This is a genomic window from Streptomyces sp. NPDC107454 (genome assembly GCF_055582885.1).
The window spans coordinates 35,365-48,611 of the sequence record NZ_JBVJPA010000016.1 but is presented as its reverse complement, the minus strand read 5'-3'; the positions used below and the strand labels follow the sequence as shown (position 1 = coordinate 48,611).

Genomic DNA, 13,247 nt, shown 5'->3' with positions numbered 1-13,247 from the left:
CCGCGAGGGACGCTGGTGCGTCAAGCGCCGCGACGTTGAGAGTGTGGACCGGACTGGTCGTCCTCATCCTCATCGTCGTCGTTGTAGAGATCCGCGTACTGGGCGTACGGGTCGTCTTCCTCGTCGTCGTCCTCGAACGGCTCGCCATTCGGCGGCTGGCTCGAAGTCGAAGCGCCCAGCTCATTGGCCAGACGCGAGAGGTCAGTCCCGCCGCTGCTGTACTTCAGCTGGCGGGCGACCTTCGTCTGCTTGGCCTTTGCCCGGCCGCGCCCCATGGCTCGACCCCCTCGGATACGGGGCTCGGTGGCCCCAGAGTCTTGACACGCGTTCATGATCTGGAACGGGCTCTCCGTGGAGAGACCGGTCCGTAGGGCTTCCACGGTACCTGAGCCCGCGCCCATACGGTACGTCGCCCGCAGGACGCGCCTTGGCCCAGAACCTGCGAGGTGCCCTGTCCTCGCTGGTCAACCGCGATTTTAACCTCTTCTTGGCGGACGACCCGCCGACGGGAGTGAGAGTTCTCTCGAAGTGTCCCCTCGGCGGGTCCCTGACAAGCATCGAGACGCGCGCGGAATGCGACGGAATGGAGGGTTCCGTTATCCGCGGCGGCGCGCCTCCGCCATCCGCTGCTCGGCGATCCGGTCGGCCGCGGCGGCCGGCGGAATCCCGTCCTCCTTCGCACGTGCGAATATGGCCAGCGTGGTGTCGAAGATCTTCGTGGCCTTCGCCTTGCACCGGTCGAAGTCGAAGCCGTGCAGCTCGTCGGCGACCTGGATGACACCGCCGGCGTTCACCACGTAGTCGGGCGCGTAGAGGATCCCGCGGTCCGCGAGGTCCTTCTCGACACCCGGGTGCGCGAGCTGGTTGTTGGCGGCGCCGCACACGATCCGCGCGGTGAGCACCGGCACGGACGCGTCGTTCAGCGCCCCGCCCAGCGCACAGGGGGCGTAGATGTCCAGGCCCTCGGTGCGGATCAGCGCCTCGGTGTCCGTGGCGGCCGTGACGCCCGTCGGGTGCTTGTCCAGGATCCGCCGTACGGACTCCTCGCGTACGTCCGTGATCACGACCTCGGCGCCGTCCTGGCGCAGATGGTCCACCAGGTGGTGGCCCACCTTGCCCACGCCCGCGATGCCGACCTTGCGGCCGCGCAGCGTCGGGTCGCCCCACAGGTGCTGGGCACTGGCCCGCATGCCCTGGAAGACCCCGTAGGCGGTCAGGACGGAGGAGTCGCCGGCGCCGCCGTTCTCGGGCGAGCGGCCCGTCGTCCAGCGGCACTCGCGCGCCACGACGTCCATGTCGGAGACGTACGTACCCACGTCGCACGCGGTGACGTAGCGCCCGCCGAGCGAGGCCACGAACCGGCCGTAGGCGAGGAGTAGGGCCTCGCTCTTGATCTGCTCGGGGTCCCCGATGATCACGGCCTTGCCGCCGCCGTGGTCGAGACCGGCCATGGCGTTCTTGTACGACATCCCGCGCGAGAGGTTCAGCGCGTCGGCGACGGCCTCCTCCTCGTTCGCGTACGGGTAGAAACGCGTCCCGCCCAGGGCGGGGCCCAGAGCGGTGGAGTGGATGGCGATGACGGCCTTGAGGCCGCTGGCCCGGTCCTGGCAGAGCACGACTTGCTCATGACCCCCCTGGTCCGAATGGAACAGGGTGTGCAGGACGCCGTCGGTTACGTCGGTCACGGTGGTGACTCCCAGGTAAGTAGCGGCGGTTGTGGACGGTGCCCGTGCGGATGGCGGGCTTCCGTGGGCATGAGATTAGAGCCTGTGCCCGGTCGCCATCCGCGCAGTGTTCAGGATCACCTCCTCCCGGAGTACGTTTCCGCACGATCGTGGGACGATTTGCAGTGATTTCCCGGTCGCCCGCGTCCCGCTCGCCCGGGATTCCGTCCGGGTTTCGTGTCCGGTCCGTTGGGGAGGGAGCAGGGGTGCCCAAGGTGTCCTCGGTGATCGTCCCGTACGCGTCCTATCTGCGCGTGTACGAACCGCTGGCCGCCTTCCCGGAGCCTGAGCGGACCCACTGGGCGCGTTACGCACGGCGCGCCGAGCGCCCGTCGTACCAGGACGAGTTGCGCCGCTCCCTGGCCGACCTGCTGCCCACCCCGCCGATCCCCGTGCCGGTGCACGAGAGCGCGGACGCGTTCGTGCTGAGCGTCGACGGAGTGCTCTGCGTCTGTCCCTGGCGCACCCGGCTGCGCGGCTGGCAGGCGCTGGAGGAGCTGGCCGACGAACTGCCCGTGTCCGTCCTGGACGCGGTCCTGCCGCCGCTCGTACGCCGCCAGGCGGCCCTCGACTACGAGCGCTGGCTGGCCCGCAACCCCGACGCCCGCCCGTGGATCCGCAGCTCGACCTGGCAGGTGCCGCTGAACTGGTTCGTGCTCGTCACCGACGAGGAGCGGCGGTACGAGAAGGGGGCGGGCGGCGACGGAGCCGCGCCCGCGCTGCGCTACCGGACGCCGATGGTGCAGGCGCGGCGGCGGACGGCACGCGCCCTGAAGACCCTGCGGGACACCCTGGACGAGGGACCCCTCATCGACGGTCTGGTGGACGTGGGGCGCTGGCTGGAGGAGTTCCATCCGCGCTCGCTGGTCGAGCTGGACTACGGCGGGCTCGTGCACGCCCTGCCGGCCGGGCACCTCGAGGACGACCACTCGGCGGCCGACGTCGCCGAGGGCATCGAGGCGCTGCGGCACGGGGACGGGGCGGCGGCGGGAGAGGCGTACGGGCGGCTCGTGGAGCGCTGGCGCTCGGTCCGGGACCGGCGTTCGGCGAACTGAGGTCCGAGACCGGCGTTCGGCGAACTGGGCCTCCCGGGTCTTTGGGCCCGCGGGTGCGTGGGTCCTGTGTACCGCGTGGGTTCCGTGGGTTCTGTGGGGCCTGTGGGTCCCGTGCGTCCTGTGGGGTGTCTGAGTACTTCGGGACGTCTGAGCGTCTCGGGACGGCTGGAGCGGGTTTGCCGCACGAGAAGTGTGATGTGCTTCTCACTGGTGTTCGCCCGAACTGACGTATGGTCCTCGCACGCTGAAGAACCCTCACTGCGGGAGAAGACCGCGCAGGCGGGACCTAGGTCCCGATCCGGTCTTTTGTGTCAACGATGTGTCAAGCGTGACGGATGGCACTTACCTGGCTCTTGCATCGCTTGCCCCTCCTCGTGCCAAAATAGGACAAGGAGCCCGGGGGAGGGCTCCATCCGTCCATGTTTGGGCGGGAATCTCGGTATTGCGCGCTATGGGGGGTCTGACGACTCCTGATCGTCCTGTGACTGATCGTCACAGTGGCGTGACTGTCCGCTATGGCATGGTCCATCGGCTTCCGTCGCTGATGAACACCTGGGAGGGCAATTCCATCGGTTTGGCCGACGCGGCTGGACGGATGGTGTAGTTGTAGTGCCGAGGACAAGCCGTTCGTCCTATAACCGACTCGACTCGCGTCCGCCATTTCGGGCAACGCGGGTCAAGGTGCAGAATTTAGAGGAAAGAACCGAGAAGGTTCGGTTCTCCCGAGGAGGCCGCTCATGACCGCTCGCACCCCTGATGCCGAGCCGCTGCTGACCCCGGCTGAGGTCGCCACGATGTTCCGCGTCGACCCCAAGACGGTCACGCGGTGGGCGAAGGCCGGCAAGCTGACATCCATCCGCACGCTCGGCGGGCACCGCCGCTACCGCGAGGCTGAGGTCCGCGCGCTACTCGCGGGTATCCCGCAGCAGCGCAGCGAAGCCTGAACAATCGCATAATCGGGCAATTCGGCAGGTCCCCCAACCTGTCAAGACGCCCGAACCACAGCTCCAAGCGACGCGGGTCCTGCCCCAACAGGGCTCACGCCCGACCCAGTTACACATGCGACAAGGGTGCGTCGTCGATCGCGCTGGACTCCGCCGGGTCCAGCGCGATTTTTTTTATGCCCTGCTCAGGTGCCGAAGGGGCGCGGGTGTGGGCCGTGCGGTGGGCCTGTGAGCGGCCTTGTCGGAGTCTGGGGAGGGCTGTCGGATCTCCTGTGGGAGCCCTCGGAGAGTGGTGCAATTGCACATATTAAATTGACCAGTTGTAGGTGGGGTGTAAGTTCCGCCCTTCTGAAAACTTATGCGGTGACACCCGTCACATGCCAGAGTCCTTGTTGCCTGTGACGCGTCTGCGCTAAGGGAGTTGGGCGGATGTGCCCTCCCGTGTGAGGTCACGCATGGGAGGGGGTTTCGTCCTCGGCCGCCGTCTCGTCCTCCTCGCCGTGCGCGGAGGGCTCCATGGCCAGTCTCAGAAGCTGATGGCAGATCGGGCAGTGCCGCGTCAGATGGCGGTACCCGGAGGCGGCCGACAGATGGGCGCGGAGCAGCGCGCGCGTCTCGTGCCGAGTGGACGCCGCCATGAACCACCTCCAGGAGGTCGAGTGCCCTGGATTCCGGGGTACCCGCCGAATGTGACGGCGTCAAGGTGCGGGGGGGGGTGGGGGGCTGCGCCGGCGGGGCGGGGCCGCGTCCCGCGTTCGGTGGGAGGGCTTGGGAGGCGGCCGTGCGGGGGTGGGGGCGCGCGAGGCGCTTGGAGGGGCGTACAGCGCCCGGAGTCTGCGGATGCGCGCCCTAGGGACCCGAACGTGCGCTGTTGGGGGTTCGGGCCGTGCGGGGTGGTCCGCGCGCGGGTGGTCCGGGAGTCCGGATGTGCGAGGGGTCCGTGAGTTCGTGTGGCCGCGCGGAGTGCGTACGCACGAGAGCCCGGGTCCGAAGACCCGGGCTCTCGTATCTCTTGCGGTCCTGACGGGATTTGAACCCGCGGCCTCCACCTTGACAGGGTGGCGAGCACTCCAAACTGCTCCACAGGACCAGGTTTCGCAGTCACTTTCTTGCGTTGTGCTGCGAGAAGAGACTGTACAGGAGGGTGAGCCCGGGGTCGAACTCACCCACCGTGCAGGTCCCGTTACGGCACCGCCGCGTCGATGGCCTTCACGATGCGCTTGTCGGAGACGGGGTACGCCGTGCCGAGCGCGTGGGCGAAATAGCTGACCCGGAGCTCCTCGATCATCCAGCGGATGTCCAGGACCGACGAAGGGATCGGCCGGCCCTGCGGCATCTGCTCCAGGAGCCACGCGTACTCGTCCTGCATCTCGTGGACCTTCTCCATGCGGGTGGTGTCCCGCTGGACGCCGGTCGGCATCTGCTGCAGGCGGCGGTCGGCGGCGACCAGATAGCGCATCAGGTCCGGGAGCCTGCGCAGACCGGCCGCCGTGACGAAGCCGGGCTTCACCAGGGCGTTCAGCTGCGTCCGTACGTCCGTGAGGTTGGCCAGCAGGGTGGGGCTGCTGGTGGCCTTCAGACGGCGCTCACAGGCCTGCCAGGCGGCGAGGACCTGCTGCACCTGGCCCACCGTCCGGACCGTCGTGTCGACGATCTCGGCGCGCACCTTGTCATACAGCTTCCGGTACGACTCCTCGTCCCACGCAGGGCCCCCGAAGTCGCCGATCAGCTTGTCCGCCGCCGCCGTCGCGCAGTCGTCGAACAGGGCCTGCACGGAGCCGTGCGGGTTGGCGGACAGGGCGAGCTTCTGGGCGTTGGTGAGCTTGTCCGAGGCGAACTTGGCGGGGTTCACCGGGATGTTGCGCAGGATCAGCCGCCGGGTGCCCGTCCACATGGCCTGCGTCTGCTCGGCCTCCGTGTCGAAGAGACGTACGGAGACGATGTTCGCCGTCGGGCCGTCGTCGACCAGGGCCGGGTAGGCCTTCACCGGCTGGCCGGCCCGGCGCGTCTCGAAGACGCGCGTCAGCGTGCCGATCGTCCAGTCCGTGAGGCCCGTGCGTTCCAGGGACTCGCCGCCCTCGCGCTCCGCCGTCGCCGCCGCGGCCTGCGAGAGCGCCTTGCGCGCCTTCGGCTTCAGCTGGAGCTGGAGGGTCGGGAGGTCCTTGTCCTCGGCCAGTTTGCGGCGCCGCTCGTCGACGATCCGGAAGGTGATCTTCAGGTGGTCGGGGACGCGGGACCAGTCGAAGTCCTCGGCCGTGACCGGCACACCGACCATCCGCTTGAGCTCGCGGGCGAGGGTCGTCGGCAGCGGCTCCTGAAGGGGCACGGCCTGGTCGAGGAAGCGCTTCGCGAAGTTCGGGGCGGGGACGTAGTTGCGGCGTATGGGCTTGGGGAGGGACCGGATGAGCTCGGTGACCACTTCTTCGCGCAGACCAGGGATCTGCCAGTCGAAGCCGTCGTCCGTCACCTGGTTCAGGACCTGGAGCGGGATGTGGACCGTCACGCCGTCGGCGTCCGCGCCCGGTTCGAACTGGTAGGTCACCCGGAACTTCAGGCGGCCCTGACGCCACGAGTCGGGGTAGTCGTCCTTGGTGACCGACCCCGCCTTCTCGTTGATGAGCATCGAACGCTCGAAGTCGAGGAGCTCGGGCTCGTCATGGCGCTTGTGCTTCCACCAGGAGTCGAAGTGCGCGCCGGACACGACGTGGGCCGGCACCCGCTGGTCGTAGAAGTCGAACAGCGTCTCGTCGTCGACCAGGATGTCCCGGCGGCGGGCACGGTGCTCCAGCTCCTCGACCTCGGTCAGGAGCTTGCGGTTGTCGGCGAAGAACTTGTGGTGTGTGCGCCAGTCGCCCTCCACGAGGGCGTTGCGGATGAAGAGGTCGCGGCTCGTCTCGGGGTCGATACGACCGTAGTTGACCTTGCGTTGGGCGACGATCGGGACGCCGTAGAGGGTCACCTTCTCGTACGCCATCACGGCCGCCTGGTCCTTCTCCCAGTGCGGTTCGCTGTAGGTGCGCTTGAGGAGGTGTTCCGCCAGGGGTTCGACCCACTCGGGCTCGATCCTGGCGTTCACCCGGGCCCAGAGACGGGAGGTCTCCACCAGCTCGGCCGACATCACGAAACGCGGCGGCTTCTTGAACAGGGCCGAACCCGGGAAGATCGCGAACTTGGCGTTGCGGGCACCGAGGTACTCGTTCTTGCCCGTGCTCCTCCCGCTCTCGCTCCCGGTCTCCTTCACGTCCTTCATGCCGACGTGCGAGAGCAGGCCGGCGAGGAGGGAGACATGGACGCTCTGCTCCGCCGCGTCGTCCTCGTTGAGGTGGATGCCCATCTGCTTGGCGACCGTGCGCAGCTGGGTGTAGATGTCCTGCCACTCGCGGATGCGCAGGAAGTTCAGGTACTCCTGCTTGCACATGCGGCGGAAGGCCGACGAGCCCCGCTCCTTCTGTTGTTCGCGGACGTAACGCCAGAGGTTGAGGAAGGCGAGGAAGTCGCTCGTCTCGTCCCTGAAGCGGGCGTGCTGCTGGTCCGCCTGCGTCTGCTTGTCGGCGGGGCGCTCGCGCGGGTCCTGGATGGAGAGCGCCGCGGCGATCACCATGACCTCGCGCGCACAGCCGTTCTTGTCGGCCTCCAGGACCATGCGGGCCAGCCGGGGGTCGACGGGGAGCTGGGCGAGCTTGCGGCCGGTGTCCGTGAGGCGCTTGCGTACGTCCTTTTCGGACGGGTCGAGCGCGTTCAGTTCCTGGAGGAGCTGGACGCCGTCCCGGATGTTGCGGTGGTCCGGCGGGTCGATGAAGGGGAACTTCTCGATGTCGCCGAGGCCGGCCGCCGTCATTTGGAGGATGACGCTCGCCAGGTTCGTACGGAGGATCTCCGCGTCCGTGAACTCCGGGCGGGTGTCGAAGTCGTCCTCGGAGTACAGGCGGATGCAGATGCCGTCCGACGTACGGCCGCAGCGGCCCTTGCGCTGGTTGGCGCTGGCCTGCGAGACCGGCTCGATGGGCAGGCGCTGGACCTTGGTGCGGTGGCTGTATCTGGAGATACGGGCGTTGCCCGGGTCGATGACGTACTTGATGCCCGGGACGGTGAGCGAGGTCTCGGCGACGTTGGTCGCCAGAACGATCCTGCGGCCGGTGTGGGGCTGGAAGACGCGGTGCTGCTCCGCGTGGGAGAGGCGGGCGTAGAGGGGGAGGACTTCGGTGAAGCGGTACTGCTTCTTGGTGAGTGCGTCCGCCGTGTCGCGGATCTCGCGTTCGCCGGAGAGGAAGACCAGGATGTCGCCCTTGCCCTCGGCCTGCAGTTCCTCGACCGCGTCCGTGATCGCGGTGATCTGGTCGCGGTCGGCGTCGTCGCCGTCCTCCTCGAGGAGCGGGCGGTAGCGGACCTCGACGGGGTACGTACGGCCGCTGACCTCGACGATCGGGGCGTCGCCGAAGTGGCGGGAGAAGCGCTCCGGGTCGATCGTGGCCGACGTGATGACGACCTTGAGGTCCGGGCGCTTGGGGAGCAGCTGGGCGAGGTAGCCGAGCAGGAAGTCGATGTTGAGGGAGCGCTCGTGGGCCTCGTCGATGATGATCGTGTCGTACGCGCGCAGCTCGCGGTCCGTCTGGATCTCGGCGAGCAGGATGCCGTCCGTCATGAGCTTGACGAAGGTGCCGTCCGGGTTCACCTGGTCGGTGAAGCGGACCTTCCAGCCGACGGCCTCGCCCAGGGGGGTGTCCAGTTCCTCCGCCACACGCTCGGCGACCGTGCGGGCGGCGATGCGGCGGGGCTGGGTGTGGCCGATCATGCCGCGGACGCCGCGGCCCAGTTCGAGACAGATCTTGGGGATCTGGGTGGTCTTTCCGGAGCCGGTCTCACCTGCGACGATGACGACCTGGTGGTCGCGTATGGCGTCGGCGATGTCGGACTTCTTCTGGCTGACCGGGAGCTGCTCGGGGTAGCTGACGGCGGGCACGCGGGTGCGGCGCTCGGTCATGCGGGCCTCGGCCTTGGTGACCTCCGCGTCGATCTCGGCGAGCACGGCGGCGCGGGCTTCGGGCTTGCGGATCCGGCGCGCGCCCTCGAGCCTGCGGCCGAGCCGGTGCGCGTCGCGCAGGGACAGCTCGGCCAGGCGGGGGGCGAGGTCGCCGAGGACGGGGGCAGGATGCGTAGACATACGCCGTCCAGGATCTCACCTCGCCGAAATTACTGGCGAGTGCTTTAACGCGGGGCCCGGTCAACGTGGGGTCGCGGGGCCCGGTGGGGGGTCGGGGCCGTGGCGGTACGTCGAGCCCGTCGCCGCTGGATCAGACGTGGGCCGGGCAAGGGAGCCGCTGCTCGATCCGGGCGTAAGCGACGGGCTTGCGACGTACCGCCACGGCCCCTCGCGTCGCCGGGCGGCCTCGCGTCGCGGGGTGGCGTCGCGTCGCCGGGCGGCCTTGCGTTGCGGGGTGGCGTCGCGTTGCGGGGCGGCCTTGCGTTGCGGGGTGGCGTCGCGTCGCCGGGCGGCCTTGCGTTGCGGGGTGGCGTCGCGTTGCGGGGTGGCCTCGCGCCGCCGGGCGGCCTCGCGTCGCGGGGTGGCCTCGGGTGGTCGGCGGCCTTGGGGTGCGGGTGGTCAGGGGTGCGGGTGGTCGGGGGTGCGGGGGGATGGAGGCGTGGGGGTCGGTGTCCCAGCGGGTGCGGTGGGCGGGGTCGGCGTCTCGGTCGGCGTCGTGAGTGGTGTCGGCGTCTCGGCCGGGGGTGTCGGGGGGCGGTGGGGGGTGCCCTGGGCCATTGCCTGGGCGGTGTTGGAGACGGCCTTGATGCCGAGGTACGCCGTGGTCATGGTGCTGACCGCGGTGAAGGCCGCCGTCAGGACGCCGATGATCACCGACTTGTCGCCGCCCAGGCGCCATACGCCGACGATCGCGACGGCGACGATCGCGAAGTTGCTCAGGACGACCGCCGTCAGCCCGTACAGGGCCCGGTATCGCTCCAGGTCGAGCTCCCTGATCGGCTTCGCCCTGTCCTTGCCCACCATCACTGGTCCCCCTTGCTCACCACACGACGTCGGTCAGCCAGAACGTAGTGGCCTGCCCGGGGCATGCCAAGTTCGGCTCGCATCGGGGGTACGCCGAAGGCCCCGTCCGTAAGGGACGGGGCCTTCGTTGTGGTGGCTGGGGCCGGGGTCGAACCGGCGACCTATCGCTTTTCAGGCGATCGCTCGTACCAACTGAGCTACCCAGCCACGAGGTTTCATGTGAAACCTCAGCGGTCCTGACGGGATTTGAACCCGCGGCCTCCACCTTGACAGGGTGGCGAGCACTCCAAACTGCTCCACAGGACCAAGCTGTTGCGTGCGACGCGTAAAACAGTGTCGCACACGGTGTTGCGTGCCCCCAACGGGATTCGAACCCGTGCTACCGCCTTGAAAGGGCGGCGTCCTAGGCCGCTAGACGATGAGGGCTATCGGCCCGCCTGGGCGCTTCTCAGCGCGTCGGGGACGTGAGAAGCATATGGGATGGCGGGAGGTATCGCCAAAACGGTTTACGGGGTGGTCGTGGAGGTGGTCGGGGAGGGGGAGGAGGACTGGGGCGCGCCCGGTTGGTTCTCCTTCGGGAGGTGGCGGCTGACCTCGGCCGTCGTCAGGCCCAGGCCCCCCAGTTTGATCTCGTCCCAGGCCTGGAGGCGACGGGTGTCACGGTCGACGTAGAGGACCGAGGCTTCGATGGGGTCCGGGTACTTGCCCTCGATCGCACGCAGGCCGCTGCCGCCCGTCGAGCCCTCGACGCGCAGGCGGGTTCCGTACTTCATGACCTCCGTCTGTTCGTGGTGGAGGTGGCCGGCCAGGACGAGGGGCACCTCGCCGTCCGTCCCGCGGGCCGCCGACGGCTCGTGGGCGATGGTGATGTCGACGGGGGTGCCTGCCGTGCGCTGGTCGCGGAGGGCGGAGGCCAGGCGGGCGCCGGCCAGATCCTCCGCCGCGCCGCCGCCCGGGGTGACCGAGCGGTCGGGGGTGAATTGGGGGTCGCCGATGCCGGCGAAGCGCAGGCCCGCGACCGTGATCGCGCGGCCGTCGTCCAGGACGTGCACGTTCTTCAGGCGTTCCAGGTAGCGCTGGGTGACGAGGCTGTCGTGGTTGCCGCGCACCCAGATGTAGGGCGCGCCCAGGTCGGGGATGGGGTCCAGGAAGCCGTTCTCGGCCGACGTTCCGTGGTCCATGGTGTCGCCGGAGTCGACGATCACGTCGATCGCGTACTGCTTCACCAGCGACGCGATGATCTTCCAGCTCGCGGGGTTGAGGTGGATGTCCGAGACGTGCAGGACCCGGATCGTGGACGGGTCGGGCTCGTACGTCGGGAGCGTGGAGGTGACGTCGTACAGCTTCGTCACGTTCGTCACCAGACGCGCCAACTCCTTCTGGTAGACGTCGAATTCACTGACGATGTTGCGGGCGTTGCCGACGAGGGAGGGGGCGGAGGAGAGCAGTCCGGAGAACCTCGGTTCCAGTACCGAGTTCGGGTTCCAGGTGGCGAAGGCCGTCGCGCCCGAGGCGGTGAGCAGGGTGAGGGCCAGGCCGCCGGCGGCCAGGGCGCGGCGCGGACGGCGGTAGACCGCGAGGCCGAGGGCCGTGGCGCCCGACACGACCGCGACGCAGGACCGTACGGCCAGGTCGAGCGTGCCGTGTTCGACGTCCTGCGCGACCTCGTCCTGAAGGCCCGAGAGCCGCTCGGGGTGGTCGACCAGGGCCTGCGCGCGGACCGGGTCGAGTTGGTCGACGTTCACGTCGAGACGGACCGGGGCGATGTGGCTGTTCAGCTCCAGGGCGCCGAGCGGGGAGACGTTGATCTTGGTGCCGCCGCTGACCGAGGGGCGCAGGGTCATCGTGGTGTTCATGGGGCCGACCGGGACGCGCACATTGCCCACGATCAGCAGGCCCAGCCAGGCGCCGAGGAGGACGACCGCCATCAGGCCGAGCGCCCGGGTGTACGGGTTCGGCTGCTGGACGAGTTCCTCGGTGACGGGGCGGAAGCGGCGGGTGCGGCGGAAGTGGCGGGAGCGGAGGCTGTGGTGTTTGCGGGTCAGGGCGGTGGTGACGGTGGATATGGAGGTGGCGAGGGCGGATGTGGCGGTGGATATGGAGGTGGCGAGGGCGGATGTGGCGGTGGATATGGAGGTGGCGAGGGCGGATGTGGCGGTGGTGACGGCAGCGGGGACGCGGGCCATTGGTCCCGTATGCCCAAGTGCGGGGGTGGGTATGCGGGGTGTCCGGGGCTGTCGTCGACATCTCCTGCGAGGCGGTCGTGCCGGACAATGGCCGTGTGCTGGAGATGACGCGCGAGGAGTTCGAGGAACTGGTCGCCGAGGCGCTGGACCGGATTCCGCCGGAGCTGACGCGGTTGATGGACAACGTGGCGGTGTTCGTCGAGGACGAGCCCGACCCCGCCGATCCCGAGCTGCTCGGGCTCTACGAGGGAACTCCCCTGACCGATCGCGGGGAGTGGTACGCGGGGGTGTTGCCGGACCGGATCACGATCTACCGGGGGCCGACCCTGCGGATGTGCGAGACGCGGGAGGACGTGGTCGCGGAGACCGAGGTCACCGTGGTGCACGAGATCGCCCATCACTTCGGGATCGATGACGAACGGTTGCACGCGCTCGGCTACGGGTGAGTGAGCGGGGAGGGGGTGGCGGGGTCCGGCGCCCCCTGGGGCTCGGGACGCGTGTCATGTTCCCGCGTGTCCTCTTGCGGGCGGCGGGAGTTGGGCAGGGGGACTCCCCGATCCATCCCCAGGCTCTCGGCCTCGCCGAGCAGGGGAGACCCCCTCCGGAGGTGGCTGCCCGTGCGCGCCTTGTACGTACCCGTCCGTCTGGCCGCCACGGTCATCGTCGTCGCGTCCGCCGCCGGCTGTGTGAGCGTGGGTGACGACGCGGGCCGGCCCGGGCCCGCGCACTCGGCGGGGCGGCACGGCGGCCAGGCCTCCGACGGGGGGTCCGTGGAGGGCGGGGGCGGTGGCGGGTTCCACGGAGGGACGGGTGTGAAGGGCGGCGCCTCCGCCAGGCCCGGTGAGCAGGCCTCCGGGTCGGCGTCCGCGTCCGCGTCGGCCTCGGGTGGTGCGAAGCCGTCCGCCGGGGTGACGGGCAAGGGGGGCGGCAAGGGGCAGCCGGAGCAGCCTCCGCCGTCGAACGGGGTGCCGAGTCCCACGCACGCCTCGTCCGATCCGACTCCGCCGCCCCCTCCGCCGCCACCGCCCGCGTCGCCGACGCCCGATCCGACCACCGCGGAGCCCTCGTCCTCGGCGCATGAGCAGACCACGCAACTGGTGGATCGGGAGCCGGCGCCGCGGGCGGGCCAACCGGCGTGAACGGGGTGGTGGACGGGCGGCGGGGAGGGGCGGAGGAACGACGAGCGGAGGGGTGGCGGGAAAGTCGGCGGAGGGGGCGGGAATACGCTCGGCCATCGCTGGTGTTGGAACCCCTGCCAGCAGACGTAAGACCTCCCCTGCATGCCTGACCTGCCCCTTTGGGGGTCAGTTTGCCTTCAGGGGTGGGGGGTGCGT

General features: G+C 69.5%; 10 protein-coding genes and 4 tRNA genes. 4 read left to right on the top strand and 10 right to left on the bottom strand.

Going from position 1 to position 13,247, the window contains the following annotated elements; all coding sequences use genetic code 11:
- Nucleotides 1-20: 20 nt before the first annotated feature.
- Both ACZ69M_RS36225 and ACZ69M_RS36220 read right to left on the bottom strand, forming a co-directional pair.
- Nucleotides 21-275, bottom strand: coding sequence for a DUF3073 domain-containing protein (locus ACZ69M_RS36225; RefSeq protein WP_319753414.1), 255 nt, complete (start codon nt 273-275; stop codon nt 21-23).
- Between the two features lie 321 nt (nt 276-596).
- Nucleotides 597-1,685 (bottom strand): Leu/Phe/Val dehydrogenase, encoded by a 1,089-nt coding sequence (locus ACZ69M_RS36220; RefSeq protein WP_470056731.1) that lies wholly within the window; start codon nt 1,683-1,685, stop codon nt 597-599.
- Between the two features lie 245 nt (nt 1,686-1,930).
- Here ACZ69M_RS36220 and ACZ69M_RS36215 point away from each other — a divergent pair, with 245 nt between their 5' ends.
- Nucleotides 1,931-2,779 carry a DUF8083 family protein gene (locus tag ACZ69M_RS36215; protein WP_470056729.1) on the top strand — a complete coding sequence of 283 codons (849 nt, stop codon included), beginning with the start codon at nt 1,931-1,933 and terminating at the stop codon, nt 2,777-2,779.
- Nucleotides 2,780-3,516: 737 nt separating this feature from the next.
- Nucleotides 3,517-3,723, top strand: coding sequence for a developmental transcriptional regulator BldC (bldC, locus tag ACZ69M_RS36210; protein ID WP_003949541.1), 207 nt, complete (start codon nt 3,517-3,519; stop codon nt 3,721-3,723).
- A gap of 449 nt (nt 3,724-4,172) precedes the next feature.
- On the opposite strand, the gene ACZ69M_RS36205 is transcribed toward bldC, so the two are convergent.
- From ACZ69M_RS36205 to ACZ69M_RS36170, 8 genes are all read right to left on the bottom strand, one after another.
- A complete protein-coding gene (locus ACZ69M_RS36205) occupies nt 4,173-4,361 on the bottom strand; it encodes a DUF6274 family protein (protein WP_470056728.1) in 189 nt (62 codons plus the stop codon).
- A gap of 377 nt (nt 4,362-4,738) precedes the next feature.
- Nucleotides 4,739-4,813: transfer RNA gene (locus tag ACZ69M_RS36200), tRNA-Asp, on the bottom strand.
- A gap of 93 nt (nt 4,814-4,906) precedes the next feature.
- On the bottom strand, nt 4,907-8,884 hold the full coding sequence (gene hrpA, locus ACZ69M_RS36195) for an ATP-dependent RNA helicase HrpA (RefSeq protein ID WP_470056726.1): 3,978 nt from the start codon (nt 8,882-8,884) through the stop codon (nt 4,907-4,909).
- Nucleotides 8,885-9,322: 438 nt separating this feature from the next.
- Entirely contained in the window at nt 9,323-9,727 is a 405-nt protein-coding gene (locus tag ACZ69M_RS36190) for a hypothetical protein (RefSeq protein ID WP_470056724.1), read from the bottom strand.
- A 130-nt stretch (nt 9,728-9,857) separates the two neighbouring features.
- Nucleotides 9,858-9,934 (bottom strand) — tRNA-Phe (locus ACZ69M_RS36185).
- Between the two features lie 24 nt (nt 9,935-9,958).
- Nucleotides 9,959-10,033 (bottom strand) — tRNA-Asp (locus ACZ69M_RS36180).
- A 47-nt stretch (nt 10,034-10,080) separates the two neighbouring features.
- Nucleotides 10,081-10,153 (bottom strand) — tRNA-Glu (locus ACZ69M_RS36175).
- Nucleotides 10,154-10,233: 80 nt separating this feature from the next.
- Nucleotides 10,234-11,913, bottom strand: coding sequence for a metallophosphoesterase family protein (locus ACZ69M_RS36170; RefSeq protein ID WP_470056722.1), 1,680 nt, complete (start codon nt 11,911-11,913; stop codon nt 10,234-10,236).
- Nucleotides 11,914-12,008: 95 nt separating this feature from the next.
- Between ACZ69M_RS36170 and ACZ69M_RS36165 the strand changes: the two genes are divergently transcribed.
- Together ACZ69M_RS36165 and ACZ69M_RS36160 are read left to right on the top strand one after the other, a co-directional pair.
- Nucleotides 12,009-12,359 (top strand): metallopeptidase family protein, encoded by a 351-nt coding sequence (locus ACZ69M_RS36165; protein WP_067377126.1) that lies wholly within the window; start codon nt 12,009-12,011, stop codon nt 12,357-12,359.
- 171 nt (nt 12,360-12,530) lie between these two features.
- Nucleotides 12,531-13,052, top strand: coding sequence for a hypothetical protein (locus ACZ69M_RS36160; RefSeq protein WP_470056720.1), 522 nt, complete (start codon nt 12,531-12,533; stop codon nt 13,050-13,052).
- The last annotated feature ends 195 nt before the right edge of the window (nt 13,053-13,247 follow it).

What these genes read in the sequence shown, in the direction of transcription:
- ACZ69M_RS36190 (WP_470056724.1), bottom strand. Translation starts at nt 9,727, where the DNA reads ATGGTGGGCAAGGACAGGGCGAAGCCGATCAGGGAGCTCGACCTGGAG.
- hrpA (WP_470056726.1), bottom strand. Translation starts at nt 8,884, where the DNA reads ATGTCTACGCATCCTGCCCCCGTCCTCGGCGACCTCGCCCCCCGCCTG.
- ACZ69M_RS36170 (WP_470056722.1), bottom strand. Translation starts at nt 11,913, where the DNA reads ATGGCCCGCGTCCCCGCTGCCGTCACCACCGCCACATCCGCCCTCGCC.
- ACZ69M_RS36205 (WP_470056728.1), bottom strand. Translation starts at nt 4,361, where the DNA reads ATGGCGGCGTCCACTCGGCACGAGACGCGCGCGCTGCTCCGCGCCCAT.
- ACZ69M_RS36225 (WP_319753414.1), bottom strand. Translation starts at nt 275, where the DNA reads ATGGGGCGCGGCCGGGCAAAGGCCAAGCAGACGAAGGTCGCCCGCCAG.
- bldC (WP_003949541.1), top strand. Translation starts at nt 3,517, where the DNA reads ATGACCGCTCGCACCCCTGATGCCGAGCCGCTGCTGACCCCGGCTGAG.